General features: G+C 62.9%; 19 protein-coding genes, 1 tRNA gene and 1 pseudogene. 20 read left to right on the forward strand and 1 reads right to left on the reverse strand.

The window, feature by feature from the left end; all coding sequences use genetic code 11:
• The 7 genes and pseudogenes from U1H99_RS22520 to U1H99_RS22550 all read left to right on the forward strand — a co-directional run.
• Nucleotides 1-222 (forward strand): annotated as a pseudogene (locus U1H99_RS22520) (hypothetical protein); the annotation flags it as partial.
• Between the two features lie 94 nt (nucleotides 223-316).
• Nucleotides 317-1093 (forward strand): EAL domain-containing protein, encoded by a 777-nt coding sequence (locus tag U1H99_RS22525; RefSeq protein WP_323143943.1) that lies wholly within the window; start codon nucleotides 317-319, stop codon nucleotides 1091-1093.
• Nucleotides 1094-1434: 341 nt separating this feature from the next.
• Nucleotides 1435-1698, forward strand: a complete 264-nt coding sequence (locus U1H99_RS22530; protein ID WP_323143944.1) for a hypothetical protein — start codon at nucleotides 1435-1437, stop codon at nucleotides 1696-1698.
• A gap of 294 nt (nucleotides 1699-1992) precedes the next feature.
• The gene (locus U1H99_RS22535) at nucleotides 1993-4743 is read left to right on the forward strand and encodes a type VI secretion system Vgr family protein (RefSeq protein ID WP_323143945.1); all 2751 of its coding nucleotides are present in this window, start codon (nucleotides 1993-1995) and stop codon (nucleotides 4741-4743) included.
• 18 nt (nucleotides 4744-4761) lie between these two features.
• Nucleotides 4762-6516 carry a Tle4 family T6SS lipase effector gene (locus U1H99_RS22540; protein WP_323143946.1) on the forward strand — a complete coding sequence of 585 codons (1755 nt, stop codon included), beginning with the start codon at nucleotides 4762-4764 and terminating at the stop codon, nucleotides 6514-6516.
• Nucleotides 6517-6529: 13 nt separating this feature from the next.
• Nucleotides 6530-8017 carry a T6SS immunity protein Tli4 family protein gene (locus U1H99_RS22545; RefSeq protein ID WP_323143947.1) on the forward strand — a complete coding sequence of 496 codons (1488 nt, stop codon included), beginning with the start codon at nucleotides 6530-6532 and terminating at the stop codon, nucleotides 8015-8017.
• A 13-nt stretch (nucleotides 8018-8030) separates the two neighbouring features.
• Nucleotides 8031-8297 (forward strand): PAAR domain-containing protein, encoded by a 267-nt coding sequence (locus U1H99_RS22550; RefSeq protein ID WP_323143948.1) that lies wholly within the window; start codon nucleotides 8031-8033, stop codon nucleotides 8295-8297.
• A gap of 85 nt (nucleotides 8298-8382) precedes the next feature.
• Here the strand turns inward: U1H99_RS22550 and U1H99_RS22555 are convergent, their stop codons facing one another.
• Complete coding sequence (locus U1H99_RS22555) at nucleotides 8383-10605, reverse strand: bifunctional SulP family inorganic anion transporter/carbonic anhydrase (RefSeq protein ID WP_323143949.1); 2223 nt, start codon at nucleotides 10603-10605, stop codon at nucleotides 8383-8385.
• A gap of 520 nt (nucleotides 10606-11125) precedes the next feature.
• Here U1H99_RS22555 and U1H99_RS22560 point away from each other — a divergent pair.
• The 13 genes from U1H99_RS22560 to epsI all read left to right on the forward strand — a co-directional run bounded on the left by U1H99_RS22560 (nucleotide 11126) and on the right by epsI (nucleotide 24956).
• A tRNA-Arg gene (locus tag U1H99_RS22560) sits at nucleotides 11126-11200 on the forward strand.
• A gap of 139 nt (nucleotides 11201-11339) precedes the next feature.
• On the forward strand, nucleotides 11340-13259 hold the full coding sequence (locus tag U1H99_RS22565; RefSeq protein WP_323143950.1) for an ATP-binding cassette domain-containing protein: 1920 nt from the start codon (nucleotides 11340-11342) through the stop codon (nucleotides 13257-13259).
• A 29-nt stretch (nucleotides 13260-13288) separates the two neighbouring features.
• Nucleotides 13289-14017, forward strand: a complete 729-nt coding sequence (locus tag U1H99_RS22570; protein ID WP_323143951.1) for a CAAX prenyl protease-related protein — start codon at nucleotides 13289-13291, stop codon at nucleotides 14015-14017.
• Nucleotides 14018-14089: 72 nt separating this feature from the next.
• Nucleotides 14090-15319 (forward strand): XrtB/PEP-CTERM-associated polysaccharide biosynthesis outer membrane protein EpsL, encoded by a 1230-nt coding sequence (epsL, locus tag U1H99_RS22575; protein ID WP_323143952.1) that lies wholly within the window; start codon nucleotides 14090-14092, stop codon nucleotides 15317-15319.
• 29 nt (nucleotides 15320-15348) lie between these two features.
• Complete coding sequence (locus tag U1H99_RS22580) at nucleotides 15349-16728, forward strand: undecaprenyl-phosphate glucose phosphotransferase (protein ID WP_323143953.1); 1380 nt, start codon at nucleotides 15349-15351, stop codon at nucleotides 16726-16728.
• A 163-nt stretch (nucleotides 16729-16891) separates the two neighbouring features.
• Nucleotides 16892-18007 (forward strand): GDP-mannose 4,6-dehydratase, encoded by a 1116-nt coding sequence (gene gmd, locus U1H99_RS22585; protein WP_323143954.1) that lies wholly within the window; start codon nucleotides 16892-16894, stop codon nucleotides 18005-18007.
• A gap of 6 nt (nucleotides 18008-18013) precedes the next feature.
• Nucleotides 18014-18991, forward strand: coding sequence for a GDP-L-fucose synthase (fcl, locus tag U1H99_RS22590; RefSeq protein WP_323144129.1), 978 nt, complete (start codon nucleotides 18014-18016; stop codon nucleotides 18989-18991).
• Between the two features lie 48 nt (nucleotides 18992-19039).
• On the forward strand, nucleotides 19040-20038 hold the full coding sequence (locus U1H99_RS22595; RefSeq protein ID WP_323143955.1) for an EpsD family peptidyl-prolyl cis-trans isomerase: 999 nt from the start codon (nucleotides 19040-19042) through the stop codon (nucleotides 20036-20038).
• A gap of 34 nt (nucleotides 20039-20072) precedes the next feature.
• Nucleotides 20073-20873 carry a polysaccharide export protein EpsE gene (epsE, locus tag U1H99_RS22600; protein ID WP_323143956.1) on the forward strand — a complete coding sequence of 267 codons (801 nt, stop codon included), beginning with the start codon at nucleotides 20073-20075 and terminating at the stop codon, nucleotides 20871-20873.
• A 22-nt stretch (nucleotides 20874-20895) separates the two neighbouring features.
• Entirely contained in the window at nucleotides 20896-22308 is a 1413-nt protein-coding gene (epsF, locus tag U1H99_RS22605) for a chain length determinant protein EpsF (protein WP_323143957.1), read from the forward strand.
• A 31-nt stretch (nucleotides 22309-22339) separates the two neighbouring features.
• A complete protein-coding gene (epsG, locus tag U1H99_RS22610) occupies nucleotides 22340-23236 on the forward strand; it encodes a chain length determinant protein tyrosine kinase EpsG (RefSeq protein WP_323143958.1) in 897 nt (298 codons plus the stop codon).
• Nucleotides 23237-23334: 98 nt separating this feature from the next.
• Nucleotides 23335-24216, forward strand: a complete 882-nt coding sequence (gene xrtB, locus U1H99_RS22615) for an exosortase B (protein ID WP_323144130.1) — start codon at nucleotides 23335-23337, stop codon at nucleotides 24214-24216.
• A complete protein-coding gene (epsI, locus tag U1H99_RS22620) occupies nucleotides 24213-24956 on the forward strand; it encodes an exosortase-associated protein EpsI, B-type (RefSeq protein WP_323143959.1) in 744 nt (247 codons plus the stop codon). The genes xrtB and epsI overlap by 4 nt, the downstream gene beginning before the upstream one ends.
• Nucleotides 24957-24969: the final 13 nt, after the last annotated feature.

The raw sequence follows: 24969 nt of genomic DNA on the forward strand, positions 1-24969 counted from the left end.
CCGGGGGGGGGCGGCCCCCGCCCCCCCGCCTGGGCGCGGCCGGGCCCCCCGGGGGCGCGCCTGCGCCAAGGCTGCGCCACGCTCGGCCTGCATGGCGCGGCGGACGGCCTGGCGGCACTGGATGGCGCCGGCGCGCCCGACGTGGAAAGGGCGGTACGGGCGCTCGACGCGGCGCTGGCCGCGGTGCTGCGCCAGACCGCAGTGGCCGGCGGCACCTGCTGAGCCGCACTGCAGGCGCGCGGCAGGCGGGGCGCAATCCCGCGCCGCCGCTTCCGCGTTTTACGGATACTGTGGCTTTACGGTCGGGGTCATCATCATGCTATCCGTACAGTCCATTCCGCCCAGCGACGTACAAGCGTGTGCCGAGTGCCGCCAGGGACAGAAGCTCGATTTCGAACTGCGTTTCGCCTTCCAGCCCATCGTCGACGTCGCCGCGCGCAAGGTCATCGCCCATGAGGCCCTGGTGCGCGGTCCGAACGGCGAAGGCGCGGCCGCCGTGCTGCGCCGCGTCACGCGCGACAACCTGTACCTGTTCGACCAGGCCTGCCGCGTGGGCGCGGTGCGCAGCGCCGCCCGCCTCGGCATCCGCGACCGCATCTCCATCAACTTCCTGCCGAATGCCGTCTACCACCCGGCCGCCTGCATCCGCTCGACGCTGGCGGTGGCGCGCGAGTGCGACTTCCCGGTCGAGAACATCATCTTCGAAGTGACCGAGGGCGAGCGGGTCCAGAACCGCGACCACCTGGTGCGCATCATCCGCGCCTACGACGAGATGGGCTTCTCGACCGCGATCGACGACTTCGGCGCCGGCTACGCCGGGCTGGAACTGCTGTCCGACTACCAGCCCGACATCCTCAAGCTCGACATGCACCTGGTGCGCGGCATCGATGCCAGCAAGCCGCGCCAGGCGATCCTGAAAGGCGTGCAGACGATGTGCGCCGGCATGGACATCGCGCTGCTGGCCGAAGGCATCGAGACCCCGGCCGAACGCGACTACCTGGCCGCGGCCGGCATCCGCCTGATGCAGGGCTACCTGTTCGGCAAGCCGGAACTGGAGGCGGTCGCCGCGATCGATGCCAGTGCCTGGGCCTGAATCCGCATCCGGCGTCCGGCCAGCGCGCGGGATCATGTTTTCGGCACCGATGGTGGCGGCCCTGCTGGCCGGCACCAAGACCCAGACCCGGCGCGCGCTGCGTCCGCAGCCGGCGGACGGCGCCGACCTGTCCCTGCTGCGCAATCCGTTCGGGCAGCCGGGCGACCTGCTGTGGGTGCGCGAACGCTTCGCCGCCTTCGGCCACTGGCAGACCCGCCACAACGCCGCCAAGGGGCGCGACGAGTGGTTCTTCACCGACCTCACGCGGGCGCGCGGGCTGGCCTGGCGCTACCAAGCGGATGGCCGCGGCGCCGGCTTGGCACAGCCGTCCGGCCCTGTTCATGCCGCGCGCGGCCAGCCGCATCCTGCTCGAGATCGTCGCCGTGCGCGTCGAGCGACTGCAGGCGGTGAGCGTGGCCGATGCGCTGGCGGAAGGGGTGGAGACAGGTGGGGACCCGGCGGCCGGCGATCCGGCGGCCGGCGGTCCGGCGGCCGGCGACCCCGTGCGGGCGTACCGGGCGGTGTGGGAAGGGATCAACGGTTCGGGAAGCTGGGATGCCAATCCGCTGGTGTGGGTGGTGGAATTCCGGCGCTTGACGCCGTAGGCGATAACGCCTGAACCGTAGTGCCTGGGACCGCCGGGAACGACTTCGGCGCAGGTGAGCACCCATGTTGAACTCCCGAAGACAAGCTCCGAGCCTGTACCGCGCTAACATGCGATAAATCCTTCGCGGATATCTGCCATGTTGACAATGGTGGGAGAAGAAAGCATGTGGACGTTCCCACACACAGCCACCAAACTAATAATGATCTAACGCAAGAGCACCACAGTATCAAAGATATTGCCACTGCGGTTACGTACCATTGGTTCCTCACCATTGCCGAAACCACGGTGTCCAATGAACCTTAAGGATTTAATCCAGGGACCGGCCGGCTTGACCGAGGCGAATCGTCCAATCCATTTACGGCTGTGGCAAGAAAAGCGCGTGCTCGACGATGTTTTGTTGGTCAAACGTGTTACCGGCAGTGAAACTTTGTGCGGTGGGCTGGAATACCGGCTTTTTTGCGTATCGACGAGAGTTGATCTGTCGTTAAAGGAGTTTATCGCATTGCCGGTTGAACTCCAGTTTGTGACTGACCGCGGCGATTTGCGTGCCGTGTGTGGGATCGTGGCGCAAGCTGCTGCAGGCCAGAGCGACGGTGGACTCGCAAGCTATGAATTGGTAGTGCGCGACGTGTTGGCGCTGATCGCGTACCGCACAAATACCCGTGTCTTCCGCAACCAGAACGAACTGGATATTACCCAGGTCATTCTGGACGAATGGCGTCGAAACAATTCGGTGCTGGCAAAAACTTTTGAAGTGGATTGGTCTTCCGTAACCGGTAACTACCCAGCGCGGGAATTCACAATGCAGCACAACGAGTCCGATGCCGATTTCCTGCGTCGGTTATGGAAGCGGCGTGGCATTGCGTGGTTCATACGACCCGGTCAATCCAGCCATACACAAAGTCAGGATATGCCCGGCCATACCTTGGTACTGTTCGATGACGCATTCACGTTGCCGCAAAATGCGGCTGGCACCATCCGCTATCACCGGGATGACGGTACCGAGCAGAGCGATACGATTTTTGGTTGGAGTCCTGTACGCAAACTGGCGCCGGGCCAGATCAGTCGTTCGAGCTGGGATTACATACTGGGCCGAACAATGTCGGGTAATACGCCATCCTGCATCGACCAGGGTACGATGGGCAACCGGATGGCAGCTAGCCTCGACGACTACCTGGTGGATGTGCCGCATGCGGGAGCGGATGGTAACGATTATCGGGATCTCGGCGAGTTGCGCATGAAGCGGCGCGAGTACGAGTCCAAATGCTTTCATGGCGAGGGCAGTGTACGTGCGCTGTGCGTCGGGCAGTGGATCGGTTTGAGCGGCCATCCTGAAATCGATCTACATCCTGAGAAAGAACGCGAATTCGTCATCACGAGCCTGGAAGTCGACGCGGAAAACAATCTTCCCAAGACGCTCGATGAGCGGATACAGCGACTGTTTGCGCTTAACCGCTGGGATGATGGTGCCGCTGCGAACATATTGCGACAAGCCAGCGCGGAACGTGGCATGCGTTATACGAATCGCTTCTCGTGCGTGCGTCGCGGTGTCCCGATCGTGCCCGCTTTCGATGCCCGCATCGACCTGCCTCGTCCACAACTGCAGAGTGCCATCGTGGTCGGCCCCTCTGGCGAAGAAGTGCATTGTGACGAACATGGCCGGGTCAAGGTGCGCTTTCCAGGTACCAGGGCGGAAGACCATCGCCATGCGCAGGATGCCGGCGCCAGCGATAGCGACCGCGATTCCGCCTGGGTACGCGTGGCCAGCACATGGGCTAGCAATCAATGGGGGACCATTATGCTGCCGCGTGTCGGAGATGAGGTCATGGTCGATTTTTTGGGAGGCGACCCCGATAAGCCGATCATCGTGGCCCGGGTCTATGGCGGCACGGCGCCGCCGCCCTCCTTCAGCCATACCGGCACACTGCCCGGTAACAAGTACCTGGCCGGCGTCAAGAGCAAAGAAGTGCAGGGTACCCGCTACAACCAGCTGCGCCTGGACGACACACCGGGACAGATCAATGCGCAGCTGTCTTCCCAGCACGGACATAGCGAATTGAATCTCGGGTGGCTTACCCACCCACGTAGCGAGGGCAAAGGGGAAGCACGCGGCGAAGGGGCGGAATTGCGCAGCGACCATGCTGTAGCAGTGCGCGGCGCGCAAGGTGTGCTCATCAGCGCTGCTGCGCGTCAGCGTGCCGGCGGCAAACAGCTTGACCGTGCGGAACTCACGGGTCTAGTCGAAGCGCTGCAAGGCGTACAACAGCAACTGGCCGAGCTGGCTTCGACACATTACGCGGACGACACCGATGACAAGGAACTCAAACAACTGATCGGTTATTTGAGGGATTGGGAATCCGGCAGCAATACAGAAAAGAAAGCTACGGGTACTGGCGGCCAACCTGTGGTAGCGCTGTCTGCACCTGCGGGTGTAGCGGTCACGAGCCAGGAAAATATCGCGATCGGTGCGCAGACGCATCTCGATATGGTCAGTATCGGTAACACCCAGCTCTCGGTCGGCCGAAAATTGCTGGCGCGCGCATCGGAAAATATCAGCCTGTTCGCCCATCGCCTTGGCATCAAGCTCATCGCCGCCAGCGGCAAACTGGAATTGCAGACCCATACTGACGACATCGAAGTCACTTCCTCCAAACGCATCGTCTTGACCGCCACTGACGAAATTGTGCTGCAGGCACCCAAGCTGCGCTTCGTGGCGCAAGGTGCTCAAGTGGAGATCGGTGGTGGCGCCATCACGCAGCAAAGCAGTGGCGAGCACACCATCAAATCGTCGAAATTCGCACATGTCAAACCAGGCGGTGGCACACCGGCCATCGTCAAGCCGCCGGTCAGTGAGGCGGTGCACGACCAGCAGACCGTTCTACGTTGGATGGGCACGGATGAACCCATGAAGAATCAACGCTACCGGATAACTACCGAAGAAGGACGGATCTTCGAGGGCAGTACTGATGTCAACGGGTTTACCGAACGTTTTACCAGCACCATTCCTTTTGCGCGCTACAGCATCGAGGTGCTTGAAGACTAACTTCAAAGGATAAATACGATGACGACTGCTGAGCACCCATTGCCCGCACAACTTAACAACAGCACCGCTCGAAAAGCGGAAGGGTTTGCGACACCAAAGCAGGATAAGAAACCCCAGTGCGCTAGGTTTCTACCCACGCGGGTGCTGCCGGTAATCTTCCTGCCGGGGATTATGGGATCGAATCTTCGCATTAGTGCGCAGCGGCAGCAAGAAACGCGTAGGAATGACAATATCGCTTGGCGGCCCGATACCCTAGGCCCTGGTAACATCAGTAGCGCCGCGAATGAAAAACCGTCCGAACGTCAACTGCGATTAGATCCTTTGCAGACCTCGGTTGATATTTATGATCCGGCCGGACCTTCCGAAATCAGCGCTGACGGTCGACACAGCAATGTGAGTCTCGACAAGAATTTTCGTTCTCCGTTACTCACCGATGACCCGCTAACCGCAAAGAATAGGCGTACTGCTGTACAAAAGGCGCGAGAGCGGGGCTGGGGCGAAGTGTTTTTCAAAAGCTACGGAGAGTTGTTGCAACATCTCGAGATGCGCCTCAATAATACTTTTTTCGAAAGTAAGGTACGGCAGGAGTGGCGCGATGTCGTTGGGGTAGATCCGGTTGTCTGGGGCCTTGATCCAAAGCTGCCGCAGCAGGCATTGACTGAAGATGAGCTCAAGAAGGTTGCTACCGGTTGCTGGTTTGCCGTGTATGCATTTGGCTATAACTGGCTGCAGTCCAACGGTGATAGCGCCAGAATAATAGCAGTCCGAATCAAGAAAGTAATCGATGACCTGAACCAGTCTGGCTATGAGTGCAATCAGGTTATCGTCGTGACCCATTCTATGGGAGGATTGGTTGGTCGGGCTTTAATCCACCCCAAATACGGGAACCTGCAGGATAAGATCTTAGGTATTGTCCATGGCGTAATGCCTGCTATTGGTGCCCCAGCCGCTTATAGCCGCATGAGAGCGGGGTTCGAGGATCCAGGCCTGCTTAGAAGTCCGAAAGATAGCCTTACTGCAAAGGTAGCTGGCAACCATGGCGACGAAGTGACGGCGGTCTTGGCAAATGCGCAGGGTGGAATGGAGTTATTGCCTACGGAGTGCTATGGCAATGGCTGGTTGCGCGTCATGTATAACGGCCGTGATTTGGAGTCCTGGCCAAAGCAGGGCGATCCGTATGGTGAAATCTATAAGGTGCGCGGCGCGTGGTATGCACTTTTTCGTGAAGAATGGATCAATCCTTCTGGAATGCCGGCAAGAGATGGGGGCGGAACATTTAAACGGACATGCAATTATCTCAATCGTGCCCAGAGTTTCCATCAAAACATCGCCAAGACATTTCATCCAAACAGCTACGCACATTATGGAGTCGACCGAAAAAGGAAAAGTTTCGGTGAGGTTATATGGGAGATTGACAAGAATTGTGTCGACCCTACTGGCTGGCAGAACTGGTCGATCTTAAGCGATACCCGACAAGGAAAACTTGAATTGGTTCGTTGGGATCCCTTTAGCCCTAATAATAAAGCGCTTCGACCGGTTAAAGATAACGATGAGATGTCCGCTCCGATCCGCGCCACTATTCTGCCAGCCTCATCACCAGGTGATCAAACCGTACCAGCCAGATCCGCCGACTATCAACTGAGCAGTGGCATATTTAAGGGAGTGTTCCGTCAGACTGGTTACGAGCATCAAGGCAGCTACCAAGATCCCCGGGCAATCGCATCGACCTTGTACAGCATCGTACGGATTGCCCAGAGTGCAACGTGGAAATGATTAAGGCAAAATTATGAATTTGTCCGTCATTAAATGCATGTGCCTCGCCTCTATGGCCTTTCCGGTTCTGCTGTTGGCTGCCTGCGAAGACAATCCAAAAGAATGGACGACACGAAATATGACTGCACTTACACCCCGCTTGCAAACTGTGTTCGAGAAAACTAAAACGGTCTGCTTTGGGCGGTTTATGGTCGATGTGCCTGCATCGTCAACTGTCGTGTGGGGTAATGTTGACATACCGCTGAGCGTGAAGGTTTATCCTGCGGGCGCAGATGAAGTAAATAATTTGGCTCAAAAATTCATCGATGATCTGAAAAGCGAAAAGGCCATTAATCACGATGATGTGCCTTTATTGCTATCCGTGGGCATCATGGCTCAACCTGAAGGGAAAATTATAACTGGTTATGAGGATTTTCAATCTATTGATGATCTTAGAATCAACGGATATTTTAGGATGAACAATGACGGAGTTGTGATAAGTAGCCGTCCCTTGCGAGAAGAAAAAGACCAAGCGATCGCAGATATAACTAGCATCGCGCAACGTCTCCGGCGACGTACCGAAAACGAAGTGCCAGTCGAGCCTGGCAATTGCATTGAATACGCTTTCCTTCCGGATAAGCCTGGAAGTGATGGCGAGCAATCTCAGGCTCTAATTCGTATCGGCTTCCGGCTTAGCGAATTCCCCGATACTCATCTCTCGATTTTTGTGGGGCCGTCGAATCCTCATCACACTGAAAGTAACTCGCTGAAATGGCAGCTTGAAAGGTTGGAGACGAATTTGAGGGCGGAGGATCCTAACCACCCGCAGCTAAAAACCAAATATCTGCGAAAGGGAAAACGTCAGATTCATGGCTGGATTGACGGTTTTGAAGCCCTATCACGCTCGGCAGAACAGCGAGATATACATTCGTTTCATGATTTCGGTATGGATTTTCGGGGGGTACCGTCTGATCCAATGAAACCCTACGCAGATGTACGCATGCAGACCGGAGTCGCCGACAACGTGGCCGGTGCAACCAAAGCCAGTCTGACCGACGAAGAAGCAATAGCAGTCTGGGATAAGATCACAAGCACGATTCGCCTGCGACCAACAACTGTTATAACGGTCAAGAGTTCCGGCGCCGATATGAAACCACGCATTCCTCTAGGCGAACTTGCTGCAACCGGTCGCGTCTGCCCTCAAACCGGCTGGTGGGAGCCTGATGAATCACATGGTCGAGTAGCGGGCCAGCGTCAACATATCAAGGCCGGTGAACAGATGCCCCATTTGGTTACATATGGAAAGCCATCGTTATGGCAGAAGTTCAAGGGTGAACAACCAGCTTGTAGTATGGCGACAGTCTGGAAACTTGCCAGCTATGATGATTCACCTGTTTGTGCGGACACTGAGGCACAGTCAGCTGCGATTGCACATGTTTCATCTAGTGATCTTTCTACTATTAAAAACGCTATGGATGAAACGAGTGCAGACGGTCCAAGTCCTGAGGCTTCTTCCCCCTGAGAAAGGGTAGGCAATGCCCAACGTGATTCGCCTCGGTGATACCACGTCTCACGGCGGCAAGGTCGTGAGCGTAAGCGCAACCCATTTCACAGTGGACGGCATCCCGGTCGCCTGTGTCGGCGACGTGTGCAGTTGTCCTATCAAGGGCCACGACAAATGCACCGTTGCCGAAGGCGATCCGACGCATGTCATCGACGGCATCGCGGTCGCCTACGACGGGCATAAAACCACATGTGGCGCCATCCTGACTGCATCCATCGGAAATTTCAGCAGTCAATAGTCCAGTTAACACTAAACCCGGCAGGCCATGGGCACTGCCGGGTTCGCAAAGACACGCTAGGTGTCTTGATGGCCTTCGCTATCGATCAGGCCGCCAGATTCGCTGGGTCACGGCGATAGCGGTCGAAGTCCGACGACTTGACCAGTTCGCCGAAATGCACGGTACTGGTGGCGATGTCGTGGAATGCGCCGACCAGGCCCATCTCGCCGCGCGTGATTTTCTCGCGCAGGAAGGCGCTGCCCTCGATGATGTCGGCCAGCGAATTCTCGACGTTCTGGCGCGCGACCTGGTCCAGCACCTTCTTGGCGTCGGCACCCTGGGGTGCATGCGCGCCGCAACCGCAATCGTCGACCGCCCGGCGGATCTTGCCGGTGATGGCGCCGACGCTGTTCGCCGCTTCGTTCGCCAGCGCCAGGCCGACCGCGCCGCAGCTCGAGTGGCCCTTGACCACGATCAGCTTGGCACCCAGCTTGTGGGCGATCTCCAGGCTGCCGATGATCTCGCGGTTGATCACGTTGCCGGCGATGCGGATCGTGAGCAGGTCGCCGAGGCCGGCGTCGAAGATGATTTCCGGCGAGGTACGCGAGTCGATGCAGTTGACGATCACCGCCATCGGGTTCTGGCCGCCGGCCGTGGCTTCGACCTGGTGCTGGTAGTACTTCGTGGTGACGTGGCCGGCGCGGAAGCGTTCGTTGCCGGTGTGCAGCAACTGCAGGATCTGGGCGGGCTGCAGGTTATCGCGGGTTACCTTGTCCAGGAACGGCACGAATTCCATGCTGTCGTGGTGCTGGTACTTCTCGCGCAGGCCGACGACGTTCAGGAGCACGTTGCGCTCGGCGGCGGCCACGCGGTAGTCCTGGATGGTTTCCAGCACGTCTTCGTCGATGTAGTCGGCGTTGCTGGCGTCGATCAGGACCTTCGAGTTGGCCGGGATGTCCCACAGCGCGGTCTTGATGGTGGCCTTGTTCAGGAAGGACACCTGGTTCGGCAGTTCCAGCTTGATGACTTCGCCGATGTGCAGGCGGTACTGTTCCATCGAGAACGGGGTACGGAAGTTGCTGCGCATCAGGAAGAACAGGCTCGAGGCCAGGCCGATCAGCACGCCGATCAGCAGGTCGGTGAAGATGATGGCGGCGATGGTGATCACGAACGGCAGGAATTGCGACCAGCCCTTCTTGTACATGTCGCGGAACAGCGCCACCTTGGCCAGCTTGTAGCCGGTGACGATCAGGATCGCGGCGAGTGCCGACAGCGGGATCATGTTCAGCGTCGGGGCCAGCAGCACCACGCTCGCCAGCAGCAGCACGCCGTGCAGCACGGCCGAGGCCTTGGTGCGGTTGTCGTTCTGGATGTTGACCGAGCTGCGCACGATGACCGAGGTCAGCGGCAGGCCGCCGAGCAGGCCGGCGAAGATGTTGCCGACGCCCTGGGCAACCAGTTCGCGGTTGGGCGGCGTTTCACGCTTGTGCGGATCGAGCTTGTCGACGGCTTCGACGTTCAGCAGCGTTTCCAGCGAAGCGACGATGGCGATGGTCACGGCAACCGTCCAGACGTCCGGGTTGGACAAATGGGCGAGATTCGGGAGCTGCAGGTAGGCGCCCAGGTTGTTGGTATCGACGGCCGGGATGTCGACCAGGTGCGCCGGCAGGATCTGCAGGGCCGGGAAGAAGCTGTTGAACGCCATGTTCAGCAGCACGCCGAGGACGACCACGAACAGCGGTGCCGGCAGCAGCTTGATCTTCTTCATCGGCGTCTTGTCCCAATAGATCAGGACCAGCATCGACAGCGCGGTAATGACCATGGCACCCGGCGTGATGGCACTGAAGCTATTCAGCATTGCCGAGAACGTATTTTCGCCATTGGCCTGTGCGAAGGACGTGTCGCCGACATAATTGCTGTCATAGCCGAATGCATGCGGGATCTGTTTGAGAATCAGCAGAATGCCGATTGCCGCCAGCAGGCCCTTGATCACGTTCGATGGAATGTAATTGGCAATAAAACCGGCGCGCATGACGCCCATTACCAATTGCAATACACCGGCGATCAGGACCGACACCAACAGGATATCGAATGCACCGAGTTTGGTGATGGAGGCCAGTACCACGGCCGCCAGGCCGGCGGCAGGGCCGCTGACGCTGGTATGCGAACCGCTGATCAAACCGACGATGATACCGCCGATGATGCCGGAAATAATACCGGCAAACATCGGTGCACCCGATGCCAGCGCGATACCCAGGCACAGAGGCAGTGCCACGAGGAAAACGACAATGCCTGCTGGCACGTCATGTTTTAAGGTTGTTGCATTCATAAGAATCCTGGAGAAAAAATGCAGATTGCCAAGTAACGGATTGGTGGCGCCACATTACACGGGGGCGCCTGACACTCGCATTACACGAAAATTACAATTGCATTACACTCGGGATAATCTAAAGCGGACTACTTATGAATGCTTGGGATAACACAAATTAAAGATTGGTGCAGATTATAAATAAAAATCATAGCATATGCGCTTTTTGAATATGTGATTTTTTTGAAATGGCACATGCGGGATTGGGCGGATCGGGCTTGCCGTCCGTACCGATTTCAATAAAACAAGAATCGATATTATCGGTTTGAATGACACGCTGAATAAGAGCGCCTAACAAAACCTTCAGGGCAAGGCGCAGCGTCGAAGACAGTACGAATGTACGGCGAGACGATGCAACGCAGCCATGGAGGTTTTGTTAGGTGCTCCAAGGCGTATGCCGCTGGACGGCAGCGCAAGGGAAGGCGGGCGACGGCAAGATTGTGGCCACGGCGTCTGTCAGGTAGAATAGCTGACTGCGTGTGTCGCCATAGTACAATGGATAGTACAAGGTCCTCCTAAGACTTAGATGCAGGTTCGATTCCTGCTGGCGACACCAGCTCCCGTCTTCCTCCCCGCCTGTCCACGGCGCCTTCGCCGACGCTTTCCCGTTCCGGATGCCGCGCCAGTCGGTACAATGCGCGTTTCATTTACTGTTTCCGACCGCGTCCGCTGACGCCGCGGTCCCGCACACGATCATGGCTGTCATCTCTCTTAGTTCTGCACAATTGGCCTTCGGCCACGTCGCGCTGCTCGACCACGCTGACTTTTCCCTCGAGACCGGCGAACGCGTCGGCCTCATCGGCCGCAACGGTACCGGCAAGTCGTCGCTGCTGAAAGTCATCTCGGGCCGCTCCAAACTCGACGATGGCCTGCTGGTGCAGCAGCAAGGCCTCAAGATCGCCTACGTCGAGCAGGAGCCGGCGTTCGATCCGGAGTCGACCGTGTTCGACGCGGTAGCCGGCGGCATGGGCGACCAGCAGGCGATGCTGGCCGAGTACGACGCGCTGACCGGCCAGTTTGGCCAGGGCAACGACGACGCGCTGATGGAGCGCATGCACGAGCTGCAGGTCAAGCTCGATGCGACCGATGCCTGGAATCTCAACAACAAGGTCGAGACCACGCTCGGCCGCCTCGGCCTGAACGGCGACGCCCAGATGAAGACGCTGTCGGGCGGCATGCAGAAGCGCGTGGCGCTGGCCGTGGCGCTGGTGTCGGGTCCGGACGTGCTGCTGCTGGACGAACCGACCAACCACCTGGACTTCCAGTCGATCCTGTGGATCGAGGGCCTGCTGCGCGAATTCCGCGGCTCGGTGCTGTTCATCACCCACGACCGCCGCTTCCTGGACAACGTCACCACGCGCATCGTCGAGCTGGACCGCGGCAAGCTGCTGTCCTTCCCCGGCAATTTCACCAAGTACCAGGAACGCAAGGCCGAACTGCTGGCCAACGAGGAAGTCGAGAACGCCAAGTTCGACAAGGTGCTGGCCCAGGAAGAAGTCTGGATCCGCAAGGGCGTGCAGGCGCGCCGCACCCGTGACGAAGGCCGCGTGCGCCGCCTCGAAGCCTTGCGCCTGGTGCGCGCCGCGCGCCGTGAGCAGCAGGGCCAGGTCAGGCTCGACGTCGGTACCGGCGAGCGCTCAGGCAAGATTGTGGCGGAACTGGACAACGTGTCGAAGCGCTACGGCGACAAGGTCATCATCAGCGGCTTCACCGGCACCGTGCTGCGCGGCGACAAGGTTGGCCTGATCGGCCCGAACGGCGCCGGCAAGACCACCCTGCTGAAGATTATCCTGGGCGAGGAAACCGCGGACAGCGGCACCGTCAAGCTCGGCACCAAGCTGAACGTGGCCTACTTCGACCAGATGCGCAGCCAGCTCAACGAGGAGGCCTCGCTGGCCGACACCATCTCGCCGGGCTCCGACTGGGTCGAGGTCAACGGCCAGCGCAAGCACGTGATGAGCTACCTGGGCGACTTCCTGTTCGCCCCGGAACGCGCCCGTTCGCCGGTGAAATCGCTGTCCGGTGGCGAACGCAACCGCCTGCTGCTGGCGCGCCTGTTCGCCAAGCCGGCCAACTGCCTGGTGCTGGACGAACCGACCAACGACCTCGATATCGAGACCCTGGAACTGCTGGAGGAATTGCTGACCGACTATCCGGGCACCGTGTTCCTGGTCAGCCACGACCGCACCTTCCTCGACAACGTGGTGACCGAGGTGATCGTGTCCGAAGGGCAGGGCATGTGGCGCGAATACGTCGGCGGCTTCAGCGACTGGGAACGCGTGCGCGCCGCTGCGCCGGCCCAGTCCGCCGCCGCGCAGCCGGCCAAGCCGGCCGCCGCCAAGGCCGCCGCGGCCCCCGAGCCGAGCGCACCTGTTGCAAAAAAGGTAAAGCTGAGTTACAAGGATCAGCGTGAACTGGATGAATTGCCCAAGCTGATCGCGAGCCTGGAAGACGAGCAGTCGGCGATCGCGGCCATGCTGAGCGGCCCCGACTTCTACAAGACCAATCCCGCCGACGCGCGCCGCATCAATGCGCGCAATGCCGAGATCGAGGAATTGCTGCTCGAGGCGCTGGAGCGCTGGGAAATCCTGGAGGCGCGTGCCAAGGGCGAATGATCCGCCAACCTGTCCATCAATGAGGTGAAATGACGCAGCATGACGACCGCTACGCCGCGGCGGCCAGCCCCGCCCAGGCCACAGGCGCCGCGCCGATGCTCAACCGCGCGGCCTGGGTGCGCATCCTGCCGTTTGCGGCCTACATGCTGTTCCTCGTCATTGCCGACGTGCTCGAGCGGCTGGGCGTGGCGCCCGGGCCGCTGCGCTGGCTGTATCCGGTCAAGATCGGCGTGGTCGTCCTGCTGCTGGCGCTGTTCTGGCGCCAGTACCATGAACTGAAGCCACTGCGCCTGCGCTTGCCCGCGGCGCTCACGGCCATTGTCAGCGGCATCGTCGTGCTGGTGCTGTGGGTCAGCCTGAACGCCGGCTGGATGAGCGTCGGTGCGGCGCCCGGTTTCGATCCGCGCGATGGCGGCCGGATCGACTGGCTGCTGGTGGCGATCCGCATCGCCGGGGCGGCGCTGGTCGTGCCCGTGATGGAAGAATTGTTCTGGCGTTCTTTCCTGATGCGCTGGATCGTGGATCCCGACTTTGAGGCCGTTGAGACATCTCAACTTGGCCTCAAAAGCTTCGTCATCACCGTGCTGCTGTTCGGGTTCGAGCATAACCTTTGGCTGGCCGGTATCGTCGCCGGTGCAGCGTACAGCCTGCTGTACATGCGCCATCGCAACCTGTGGTCGCCGATCCTCGCGCATGCCGTCACCAATGGCTTGCTGGGGGTCTGGGTGCTCATGACCGGCAACTGGTCGTACTGGTAGGAACTTTCCCGGCAGCCCAGGCGTTCGGGACAGTTTCCATGGTCCCGCATCTTTACTTGAAGATGAGCCATCATGCCGAACCCACGCCGTCGTGCGCTACATCGTTCGCTTCCCTTGCTGGCCTGCCTTGCCGCCGCCACCCCGGCCGGGGCCGGGCCCGGCAACGGCCTGCAACTGGTCGCCAGCCTCGCCTATGGCCATGACGACAACCTGCTGCGCGTACCGGACGGCAATCCGGGCTTCGACAACACGCGCCCGGATTCCTGGTGGACGCGCGAAGCCGGCCTGGTGTTCGACCGGACCTACGGCCGCCAGCGCATCGCCGCCGTGGCGCGGCTGTCCAAGAGCGACTTCGACCATTTCAGGCAGCTGAACTACGACGGCAAGGATCTGCAGGCCGACTGGTACTGGCAGCTCGGCAACCGCCTGCAGGGCAAGGCCGGCACGTCGTACCAGCAGGTGCTGGCGCCGTACACCGACTTCCTCAGTGCCGAGCGCAACCTGCGCAAGACCCGCAGCAGCTACGCCGACGGCAGCTGCCGCTTCCATGCGGCCTGGCAGGTGCGCGCCGGCTACCGGCGCGACCGCTACGAGTACGACGCCGCCAGCCAGCGCTTCAACAACCGCACCGAGGAAACGCCCGAGATCGAACTCGACTACCTCGCGCGCAGCGACAGCACGGTCGGGCTGGTGGCGCGCCGCGTCAAGGGCCGCTACCCCTTCCTGCGCCCGGTCGGCCCGTTCAACCTGAACAACGACTTCACCCAGGACGAACTGAAGGCGCGCGTGAAATGGAATGCCAGCGGCGTCACGGTCGTCGAGGCGCTGGCCGGCCACACCCGGCGCAAGCAGCCCTCGTTCGGCGAAGGCACCACCAGCGGACTGACCGGGAAGGTCAAGGCGACCCTGCAGCCGCACGGCAAGATGACGTACACCGCCGCCGTCTGGCGCGACTTCGCGCCGCTGGAGAGCACGATCGTCAGCTACACCCTGAACAAGGGCGTCAGCGCCGGCGCGCAATGGGATGCCACGGCCAAGATCCGGGTCAATGCCGATATCGTCGCCGAGCGCCGCAACTACAATGCGCGCGGCAACAGCGTGCCGGGGATTCCGGCGGCTCAGTTGCATGATGCACTGCGCGACTCGCTGCGCACCGCCACCCTGCGCGCCACCTGGGCGCCGCGGCCGACGCTGCAGGTGTCGGCCGGCTACGCGCACCAGGCGCGCAGCGGCGCGGCCGCCCTCGGCACCGGCAGCTTTACGTCGAACAGCGTGACGCTGTCGGCAAGCGCCCAGTTCTGAGCGCTGCCGCGCCGCACCGGGATGCATCCATGGCCGTCAACGACATCCCGCTGATTTCATTCTTCCAGCGCGTGCTCGACCCGCTGATCGTGATGGGCACGCTGTACCTGACGGCGCTGTGGTTGCGCGAGCCGTTCTCGGGCTACCTGCTGGTGCTGATGGTGCTGGCTTTTTTCATTGCGACGGCGGTGTACCGGCACATCGATCCCTACCGCACCTGGCGCGGCGGACGCATGTGGGCCTATGCGCGCGATACCGTGTTCGGCTGGTGCGTGACGATCGCCGTGCTGTGGTTCCTCGGCTCGGCCAGCGGCCTGCGCTATTACTACGACGAGCGCGTGCTGCTGGCGTGGGCCGTGGCCACGCCTGCCCTCCTGCTGGCCGGGCCGGTCGCCGTGCGCATGCTGTACAGCCCGGCGCGCAGCAGGGAAGTGCGCTCGGTGGCGATCGTCGGCGCCAACGACGTCGGCCTGAAGTTCGCCGCCGTCTGCGAGCGCCATCCGAACCTGTTCATGGCGGTGCGCGGCTTCTTCGACGACCGCACCGACGACCGCCACCCGCCGGCACTGCGCCACCCGATGCTGGGCAAGACGCGCACGCTGGTGCCGTATGTGCGCGAGCACGGCATCAAGATGGTCTTCATCAGCCAGCCGCTGTCGGCCCAGCCGCGCATCCGCACGCTGATCGACGAACTGCAGGACACCACGGCCTCGATCTATTTCCTGCCCGACGTGTACATCTTCGACCTGATGCAGGCGCGCTTCGACAACGTCGGCGGCATGCCGGTGATCGCGATCCGCGAAAGCCCCTTCATGGGCTTGAACAGCACGGTCAAGCGCGCGTCCGACATCGTGCTGGCCAGCCTGTTCCTGCTGCTGCTGGCACCGCTGATGGCGGGCATCGCCATCGCCGTCCGGCTCGAATCGCCCGGACCGGCGATTTTCCGCCAGCGCCGTTACGGCCTGGATGGGGAAGAGATCATCGTCTACAAATTCCGCTCGATGACGGTGATGGAAAACGACCAGGCCGTGGTCCAGGCCAGCCGCCAGGATGGGCGCGTGACCCGCATCGGTCGTGTGCTGCGCCGCACCTCGCTCGACGAACTGCCGCAGTTCATCAATGTGCTGCAAGGCCGGATGAGCATCGTCGGCCCGCGCCCGCATGCGGTGGCGCACAACGAGCAGTACCGCAAGCTGATCAAGGGCTACATGCTGCGCCACAAGGTCAGGCCGGGCATCACCGGCTGGGCCCAGGTGAACGGCTTGCGTGGCGAAACCGCGACGCTGGACAAGATGGAGGCGCGCATCCAGTACGACCTGGATTACCTGCGCAACTGGTCGGTATGGCTGGATCTGTGGATCATCCTGCGCACGGTGAAAGTGGTGCTGCGCCGTGAAAACGCCTATTAGGATTTGTTCGCCGTAAATTGATCGAAATTAGCCTCACTTAAAGCCGACTTAAAGACGACGCTTCAATCGGATCGACGCTTGCGAGGGCGGTTGGGCTGCGTAGAATTTTGCTGAATTTGCAATTCTTTGGATGGGGCTTTGCCCCACTGTGGAGAGGCAAGCCATGAAGACGGCGTTGATCACGGGCGTGACCGGACAGGACGGTTCCTACCTGGCCGAGCTGCTGCTCTCGAAGGGTTATGAAGTGCACGGGATCAAGCGGCGCGCCTCGCTGTTCAACACCGGGCGCATCGACCACATCTACCAGGATCCGCACGCCGACAACCAGAATTTCTTCCTGCACTACGGCGACCTGAGCGACACCTCGAACCTCAACCGCATCCTGTGCCAGGTGGTGCCGGACGAAGTCTATAACCTGGGGGCGATGAGCCATGTGGCGGTCTCCTTCGACACGCCGGAATACACCGCCGACGTCGACGCCCTCGGCACGCTGCGCCTGCTGGAAGCGATCCGCTTCCTCGGCCTGGACGACAAGACCCGTTTCTACCAGGCCTCGACCTCGGAACTGTATGGCCTGGTGCAGGAAACGCCACAGCGCGAAACCACACCCTTCTATCCGCGCAGCCCGTACGCGGTGGCCAAGCTGTACGCCTACTGGATCACAGTCAATTACCGCGAAGCCTATGGCATGTATGCCTGCAACGGCATCCTGTTCAATCACGAATCGCCGCGCCGCGGCGAGACCTTTGTCACGCGCAAGATCACGCGCGGCCTGGCCAACGTCGCCCAGGGCCTGGAACCGATGCTCTATCTCGGCAACCTAAACGCGCTGCGCGACTGGGGCCATGCGCGCGACTACGTCGAAGCGCAGTGGCTGATGCTGCAGCAGGATGCGCCCGCCGATTACGTGATCGCCACCGGGCGTCAGCATGCGGTGCGCGAGTTCGTCGAGCATGCGGCGCGCGCACTCGGGGTCGAGCTCGCCTGGCAGGGCGAGGGCGTGCACGAGCGCGGCATCGCGGCGGCCGTGAGCGGCGTTAATGCACCCGGCATTGTGCCAGGCCAACCGATCGTCGCGGTCGATCCCCAATACTTTCGACCGACGGAGGTCGAAACGTTATTGGGCGATCCGGGCAAGGCGCGCCGGCGCCTCGGCTGGGAACCGCGCACCTCCTTCGAAGCGATGGTGCAGGAGATGGTGGCATGCGACCTCGAGACGGCGCGCCGCCACCGGCTGCTGGCCGCGCACGGTTACAACGTTGCAATTTCTGTGGAGTGAATCTTGATGACGCAAGCTCGCATCTATGTCGCCGGTCACCATGGCCTGGTCGGCTCGGCCATCGTGCGCGCGCTGCACGCAGGCGGCCACACCAACATCGTCACGCGCAGCCACCGCGAACTGGAACTGACCGACCAGGCGCAGGTGCGCGACTTCTTCCGCAGCGAACGCATCGGCCAGGTCTACCTGGCCGCAGCCCGGGTCGGCGGCATCCACGCCAACAATACGTATCCGGCGGAATTTATCTACGACAACCTGATGGTGCAGGCCAATGTCGTCCACGAAGCCTGGCGCAACGGCGTGCACAAGCTGCTGTTCCTCGGCTCGTCCTGCATCTACCCGCGCCTGGCGCCGCAGCCGATCCCCGAGGAAGCGCTGATGAGCGGGGCGCTGGAACCGACCAACGAAGCCTATGCGATGGCCAAGATCGCCGGCATCAAGCTGTGCGAAAGCTACAACCGCCAGTACGGCACCGATTACCGCAGCGTGATGCCGACCAACCTGTACGGTCCCGGCGACAATTACCACCCCGAGAACAGCCATGTGATCCCGGCCCTGGTGCGGCGCTTCCACGAAGCCCGCGTGAGCGACGCGCCGGAAGTGGCGATCTGGGGCAGCGGCAAGCCGATGCGCGAATTCCTCTACGTCGACGACATGGCCGCGGCCGGCATCTTCGTGATGCAGCTCGACCATGCGCTGCATGCCGCCAGTACCGGGCCGCTGCATTCGCACCTGAACGTCGGCACCGGCGAGGACGTCACCATCGCCGAGCTGGCGCGGCTGGTGGCCGGGGTGGTCGGCTACCGCGGCCGCATCCGCTTCGATACCAGCAAGCCCGACGGCACCCCGCGCAAGCTGCTCGACGTGTCGCGCCTGACACAGCTGGGCTGGCAGGCCGGCACGCCGCTCGACGAAGGCTTGCGCCGCACCTACGGCGCCTTCCTGGCGTCCGGCGCCGGTGCCGACCGCCGCGCCGCGGCCTGAATACGCGCATTCGATAGATCAATTCGATGGATAACCGAGCGGACGCCCATGATGAAGACATCTTTCCATGCGAAGCTGATTCTTTCCTGCACCGTGCTGGCCGGCCTGGGCGCATGCGGCGACAAGGCCGCCGACCGCAAGCCCGGCCAGGCGCTGGCCAGCGTGAATGGCGCGGAAGTCACGGTCCTGCAACTGAACGAAGAGCTGCAGCGCGCCAACGTCGCCGCCAACCAACAGGACTCGGCCAGCAAGCAATTGCTGCAGGTCCTGATCGACCGCCAGCTGCTGCAGGACGCCGCGGCCAGGGAAAACCTGGACCGCGATCCAAAGGTCATGCAGGCGGTCGACCGCGCGCGCTCCCTGATCGTCGCCCAGGCCTACCTGCAAAAGCGTATCGGCAACGTGGCACGTCCGACGCCGCAGGCGGTCGAAGCCTATTTCAACAAGAACCCGGATTTCTTTGCCGGCCGCAAGCAGTTCAGCATGAACGAACTGGTGATCGCCGCCGCCGACCTCACGCCCGAGGTGCGCGCCGCTGCCGATGGTGCCAGATCGCTGGAGGAAGTCGCGGTGTGGCTGGATGCGCACAAGATCAAGTATGGCCGCACCCAGGTGACGCGCACCACCGCCGACGTGCCGCCCCAGCTGGCGGACAAGCTGCTCGGCATGCCGAAGGGGCAGCTGTTCGCGGTCAGGGAAGGGCCGCGCGCGATGTTCGTCGCCGTGACCGAAGTCAGGGAAGCGCCGGTATCGCTGCAGGTGGCGGCGCCGCAGATCGAACAGTTCTTGATGAAGCTTAAAAACCAGGAACTGGCCACCGAGGAATTGAAGCGCCTGCGCCATGGCGCCAGCATCGTCTACCTGAACAAGACCATGATGCCGGATGCGAAGCCGGGAGCACAGCCGGCGGGTGCGCAACCCGCGGCCGCACATGCGCCGGCCGCTGCCGCCGCCGCCGCGGCTGCGGCTTCGTCGCCGGCACCGGCCGACAGCGCCGCTGGCGCCGACAAGGCCGCGGTCGACCGCGGCGTTGCAGGCCTGAAGTGAATCTCTCGACATCGACGCACAAGAAGGAGGGAACATGAAACGGCTCATCAAGTGCATGATCGCGTGGCTGGCCGCGGCGAGCCTGGGACTGGCGGCAGGCGGGACGCAGGCCGCCGACGTGCTGCTCGGGCCGGGCGATGTGGTCAAGGCCACCGTCTACGGCAGCCCCGACCTGGCGGTCGAGACCCGGGTCTCGGAACGCGGCACGCTCACCTTCCCGCTGCTGGGCGAGGTGCAGGTCGGCGGCCTGAGCACGCAGCAGGCCGAGAAGAAGATCGGCGGCCTGCTGGAAAAGGGCGGCTACCTCAAGAAGGCGCAGGTGAACCTCCTGATCACTACGCTGGCCAGCCAGCAGGTGTCGGTGCTGGGGCAGGTGAACAAACCGGGCCGCTACCCGGTCGACGGGCCGCGCAAGGTGCTCGACCTGCTGGCGCTGGCCGGCGGCATCGGGCCGGAAGGCGGCGACATGGTGACCTTGGTACGCAACCGCAACGGCCAGACCACGCGCGAGACGCTGGACGTGGTCGACATGGTGCGCAAGGGCGAACTCAACCGCGACTACGAAGTCGCCGGCGGCGACATCATCTTCGTCGAACGCGCGCCCAAGGCCTACATCACCGGCGAGGTGCAGCGCCCGGGGCCGTTCCGCATCGAGCGGGCGATGACCGTGCAGCAGGCGGTCTCGGCCGGCGGTGGACTGACCATCCGCGGCACCCAGCGCGGCCTGCAGATCGCGCGCCGCGACGCGTCCGGCGGCCAGCGCACGATCGAGGCCAAGGCCGACGACCTGGTCCAGATCGACGACGTCATCATCGTCCCGGAAAGCTGGTTTTGATGCATCCGTTTGAAAGTCGATCATGAGTCTCCATCAATTCCTGCTGATCCTGCTTGCGCGGAAAAAAATCATCCTGGCGACCCTGGTGACGACGGTCGCGCTGGCGCTCGGCGTCAGCCTGGTGCTGTCGAAAACCTACAAGGCGACGGCATCGGTGCTGTTGAACTACAAGGGCGTCGATCCGCTGACCGGGCTGACCATGCCGGGACAGCTGCTGCCGGGCTACATGGCGACCCAGATCGACATCATCAGCAGCAAGAACGTGGCGCTGCACGTGGTCGATGCGCTGCGCCTGGCCAGCGTCCCCGCCGTCATCCAGCAGTTCCAGGAAGCCAACGAGGGCAGGGGGTCGGTGCGCGACTGGCTGGCCGACCTGCTGCTGAGGAAGCTCGACATCGTGCCCTCGCGCGAATCGTCGGTGGTCGAGATCAGCTTCAAGGGCGCCGATCCGGCCTTTGCGGCGGCGGTCGCAAATGCCTTTGCCGACGAGTACCAGAAGATCACGGTCCAGCTCAAGACCGAGCCGGCCAAGAAGGCGTCCAGCTATTTCAACGAGCAGACGCGGCAGCTGCGCGACAACGTCGAGGCGGCCCAGGCGCGGCTCTCCAAGTACCAGCAGGAAAAAGGCATCGTTAGCCTCGACCCCAACCGCATCGACGTCGAACTGGCGCGCCTGAGCGACCTGTCGGCCCAGCTGGTGCAGGCCCAAAGCGCCGCCATGGAAGGCAATTCGCGTCAGGCCGCCGCGAATGCCTCGGCGCTCGGTTCGCCCGACGTCGCCAACAACGTGCTGATCCAGACCATGCGCGCCAACGTGGCCATGGCCGAAGGCAAGTTCGCCGATACCAGCCAGCGCTACGGCAACAACCATCCGCAATACCTGGCCGCCAAGGCCGAGCTCGACAAAGTGCGCGGCGAGCTCGCCGCGGCCATGGGCACGGTGTCGCGCAGCGTCGGCGCCAACGCCCAGGTGCTGCGCCAGCGCGAAGCCGACCTGCGCGCGGCCGTGGCCGAGCAAAAGACCCGGGTGCTGGAACTCAACCGCGCGCGCGACGAGCTGGGCGTGCTGCTGAAAGACCTCGACAGCGCCCAGCGCGCCTTCGACGCCGCCTCCCAGCGCTTTTCCCAGACCCGCATCGAAGCCTTGTCCGAGCAGTCCGACATATCGCTGCTGAACCCGGCCGTGGCGCCGCTCGAGCCGTCCAGCCCGCGCGTGCTGCTGAATACCCTGGTCGCGGTCCTGCTCGGCACCATCCTCGGCGTCGGCCTGGCCCTGCTGCTGGAACTGCTGAACCGCCCGCTGCGCTCGAGCAGCGACCTCAAGGACATGCTGGGCATCCCGGTGCTCGGCACTGTCGAATGGCAGCCAGTGGCGGCCCGTACCGGCGGCATCCGCAGCCTGATGCGGCCGCGCCGCCCCCTGCGCCTGAACTGATTGCCCGAGCCTGAGTCCACCGGGAGCGACCATGAATTCACCGATCCTCAACACCGTATCCGCCAACCTTGCAGCCGACCTCACGGCCGACGGCGAAGCCTTCGATACCCGCATGGGCGCGCTGCTGCTCGACGCCGGCAAGCTGACGCCGGAAGACTTCGAGCGCGTACTGCGCATGCAGAACGAAACCGGCATCCGCTTCGGCGAAGCGGCGGTGCGGCTCGGCCTGGTCGGCGAGGACGACATCCAGCAGGTGCTGGCGCGCCAGTTCGCCTATCCCTACCTGCAGAAAGGGCAGGCCGGCCTGTCGCCCAAGCTGGTCGCTGCCTACCAGCCGTTCTCGCCCCAGGTCGAAGCGCTGCGCGCGATCCGCAGCCAGCTGATGCTGCGCTGGTTCGCGCGCGGGCGCCGGGCGCTGGCCATCGTCAGCGTCGACCCGGACGACGGCGCCGCGCTGTTCGCGGCCAACCTCGCCATCGTATTCGCGCAGCTGGGCGAGCAGACCCTGCTGGTGGACGCCAATTTGCGCGCCCCGCGCCAGCAGGATGCGTTCGCGCTCAAGCCGCGCCAGGGCCTGTCGGACCTGCTGGCCGGACGCGCCGGCTTCGACGCGATCGCGCGCGTGCCGGCCTTTGCCGACCTGTCCGTGCTGCCGGCCGGGACGCTGCCGCCGAATCCGCAGGAATTGCTGGCGCGTGATGGGTTCCGCAACCTGCATGCCCAGCTCGAAAACCACTACGACGTGGTGCTGTACGACATGGCGCCGTTCCAGGTCGGGGTCGACGCCGTGGCCGTGGCCAGCCGTGCCGGCGGGGCGCTGCTGGTCACGCGCAAGCATCACACCCGGATCGCGCACATCGGCCGCGCCGCCGAGCAGTTGCGCGACGCCGGCTGCGAGGTGCTCGGTTCGGTGGTGATGGAGTTCTGATGGACACCCACGTGCGTCCGGGCGCGCGCTCCGGACCAGGCCTCGAGCCAGTCCACCAGGCCGCCGCGCCACCGCTGCGCATCGCCGACCTCGGCCCCATGCTGCGCGCCGCGCTGCCCGACTGGTGGCCGGTGCTGGCCGGCCTGGCGCTGCTGTTCGTGCCGACCTTCATCAGCCTGTTCAGCGGCGCCTGGATCAGCGAGGAGCAGGGCCACGGCCCGATCATCTTTGGCCTGGCGCTGTGGCTGGTCTACCGCAAATGGCCCGCGGTGCTGGCGGCATCGGCACCAGCCGCCGGTGCCAGGCGCGGCAGCCGCAGCGGCCGGGTCGTGCTGGCATTCGGCCTGGCGGCCTACCTATTGGGGCGCTCGCAGCAGATCCTGATGCTCGAGATCGGCGCCATCATCCTGGTGACGGCGGCGGTGCTGCTGGTCAAGCAGGGCGCGGCGGCGCTGCGCGTGCTGTGGTTCCCGTTCTTCTTCATGCTGTTCATGGTGCCGCTGCCGGCCGAATTCGTGGCCCTGGTCACGATGCCGATGAAGATGGCGGTGTCCTGGGCCACCGAGCACCTGCTGTTTGCCGCCGGCTACCCGATCAGCCGCGCCGGCGTGATCCTGCAGATCGGCCAGTACCAGCTGCTGGTAGCCGATGCCTGTGCCGGCCTGCAGACCCTGCTGACGCTGGAAGCGCTCGGCCTGTTCTACCTGAACCTGATGCGCCATCCCTCGGCCATCCGCAACATCGGGCTGGCGATCTTCATCGTGCCGATCTCGTTCTCGGCCAACGTGATCCGTGTGATCGTGCTGACCTTGATCACGTATTACTTCGGCGACGCCGCCGGGCAGGGCTTCCTGCACGGCTTCGCCGGCATGGTGCTGTTCGTCACGGCGCTGCTGCTGATCCTGTCGGTCGACAGCCTGCTGCAATGGAGCCTGCGCCGCCGCGCAGGCGCGCCGCCGCGTACCCGGGAGGCCGCATGACGCGCAGCTTTCTCGCCAGCCTAGTGCTGGGCGCGGCGATGGCCGCGACCTCGGTGCTGACCCTGGCGCTGACGCCGACGCACAAGGTGGCCGCCAGCCGCGCGCAGTTCACGCTGGAACGGCTGGTGCCGGCACGCTTCGGCAACTGGCGCATCGACGATAGCGTGCTGCCCCTGAGTCCAGACCCCGGCCAGAAGGCCCAGCTCGACGCCCTGTACGACCAGACCCTGGCGCGCACCTACGTCAATGACACCGGCCAGCGCGTGATGCTGTCGATCGCCTACGGCGGCGACCAGAGCAAGCAGCTCCAGCTGCACCTGCCCGAAGTGTGCTACGTGGCCCAGGGTTTCGCGCTGCTGCAGGAGCACGGCGGCCGGCTCGCGACCCGCTTCGGCACGGTGCCGGTCAAGCGCCTGGTGGCACGCCAGAACGCGCGCAACGAACCGATCACGTATTGGGTGACGATCGGCGACCGGGCGGTGATGTCCGGCGTCGACCAGAAACTCCAGCGCCTGGCATACGGCTTGAGCGGCAGGATCCCGGACGGCATGCTGGTGCGGGTATCGACCATCGATGCCGACGCTGGCGCCGCCTGGACAGTGCAGGACCGCTTCGTCAACCAGCTGCTCGATGCGCTGCCCGCGCGCGACCGCGTCCGCCTGCTGGGCGCGGCCGCCGGTGCCGGCACAGCGCTTCGCGCGGGCACTACCGGCACCGCCGGCACCGCGGGACCCGGCTGAGCCGGCTGAGCCG

Origin of the sequence: Massilia phyllosphaerae (assembly GCF_034659755.1) — a bacterium.
In the GTDB taxonomy this organism is placed as follows: domain Bacteria; phylum Pseudomonadota; class Gammaproteobacteria; order Burkholderiales; family Burkholderiaceae_D; genus Telluria; species Telluria phyllosphaerae.

Bases quoted from the DNA above. Each gene is read 5' to 3' on its own strand.
- U1H99_RS22525 (WP_323143943.1), top strand. From the start codon at position 317: ATGCTATCCGTACAGTCCATTCCGCCCAGCGACGTACAAGCGTGTGCC.
- U1H99_RS22530 (WP_323143944.1), top strand. From the start codon at position 1,435: ATGCCGCGCGCGGCCAGCCGCATCCTGCTCGAGATCGTCGCCGTGCGC.
- U1H99_RS22535 (WP_323143945.1), top strand. From the start codon at position 1,993: ATGAACCTTAAGGATTTAATCCAGGGACCGGCCGGCTTGACCGAGGCG.
- U1H99_RS22540 (WP_323143946.1), top strand. From the start codon at position 4,762: ATGACGACTGCTGAGCACCCATTGCCCGCACAACTTAACAACAGCACC.
- U1H99_RS22545 (WP_323143947.1), top strand. From the start codon at position 6,530: ATGAATTTGTCCGTCATTAAATGCATGTGCCTCGCCTCTATGGCCTTT.
- U1H99_RS22550 (WP_323143948.1), top strand. From the start codon at position 8,031: ATGCCCAACGTGATTCGCCTCGGTGATACCACGTCTCACGGCGGCAAG.
- U1H99_RS22555 (WP_323143949.1), bottom strand. From the start codon at position 10,605: ATGAATGCAACAACCTTAAAACATGACGTGCCAGCAGGCATTGTCGTT.
- U1H99_RS22565 (WP_323143950.1), top strand. From the start codon at position 11,340: ATGGCTGTCATCTCTCTTAGTTCTGCACAATTGGCCTTCGGCCACGTC.
- U1H99_RS22570 (WP_323143951.1), top strand. From the start codon at position 13,289: ATGACGCAGCATGACGACCGCTACGCCGCGGCGGCCAGCCCCGCCCAG.
- epsL (WP_323143952.1), top strand. From the start codon at position 14,090: ATGCCGAACCCACGCCGTCGTGCGCTACATCGTTCGCTTCCCTTGCTG.
- U1H99_RS22580 (WP_323143953.1), top strand. From the start codon at position 15,349: ATGGCCGTCAACGACATCCCGCTGATTTCATTCTTCCAGCGCGTGCTC.
- gmd (WP_323143954.1), top strand. From the start codon at position 16,892: ATGAAGACGGCGTTGATCACGGGCGTGACCGGACAGGACGGTTCCTAC.
- fcl (WP_323144129.1), top strand. From the start codon at position 18,014: ATGACGCAAGCTCGCATCTATGTCGCCGGTCACCATGGCCTGGTCGGC.
- U1H99_RS22595 (WP_323143955.1), top strand. From the start codon at position 19,040: ATGATGAAGACATCTTTCCATGCGAAGCTGATTCTTTCCTGCACCGTG.
- epsE (WP_323143956.1), top strand. From the start codon at position 20,073: ATGAAACGGCTCATCAAGTGCATGATCGCGTGGCTGGCCGCGGCGAGC.
- epsF (WP_323143957.1), top strand. From the start codon at position 20,896: ATGAGTCTCCATCAATTCCTGCTGATCCTGCTTGCGCGGAAAAAAATC.
- epsG (WP_323143958.1), top strand. From the start codon at position 22,340: ATGAATTCACCGATCCTCAACACCGTATCCGCCAACCTTGCAGCCGAC.
- xrtB (WP_323144130.1), top strand. From the start codon at position 23,335: ATGCTGCGCGCCGCGCTGCCCGACTGGTGGCCGGTGCTGGCCGGCCTG.
- epsI (WP_323143959.1), top strand. From the start codon at position 24,213: ATGACGCGCAGCTTTCTCGCCAGCCTAGTGCTGGGCGCGGCGATGGCC.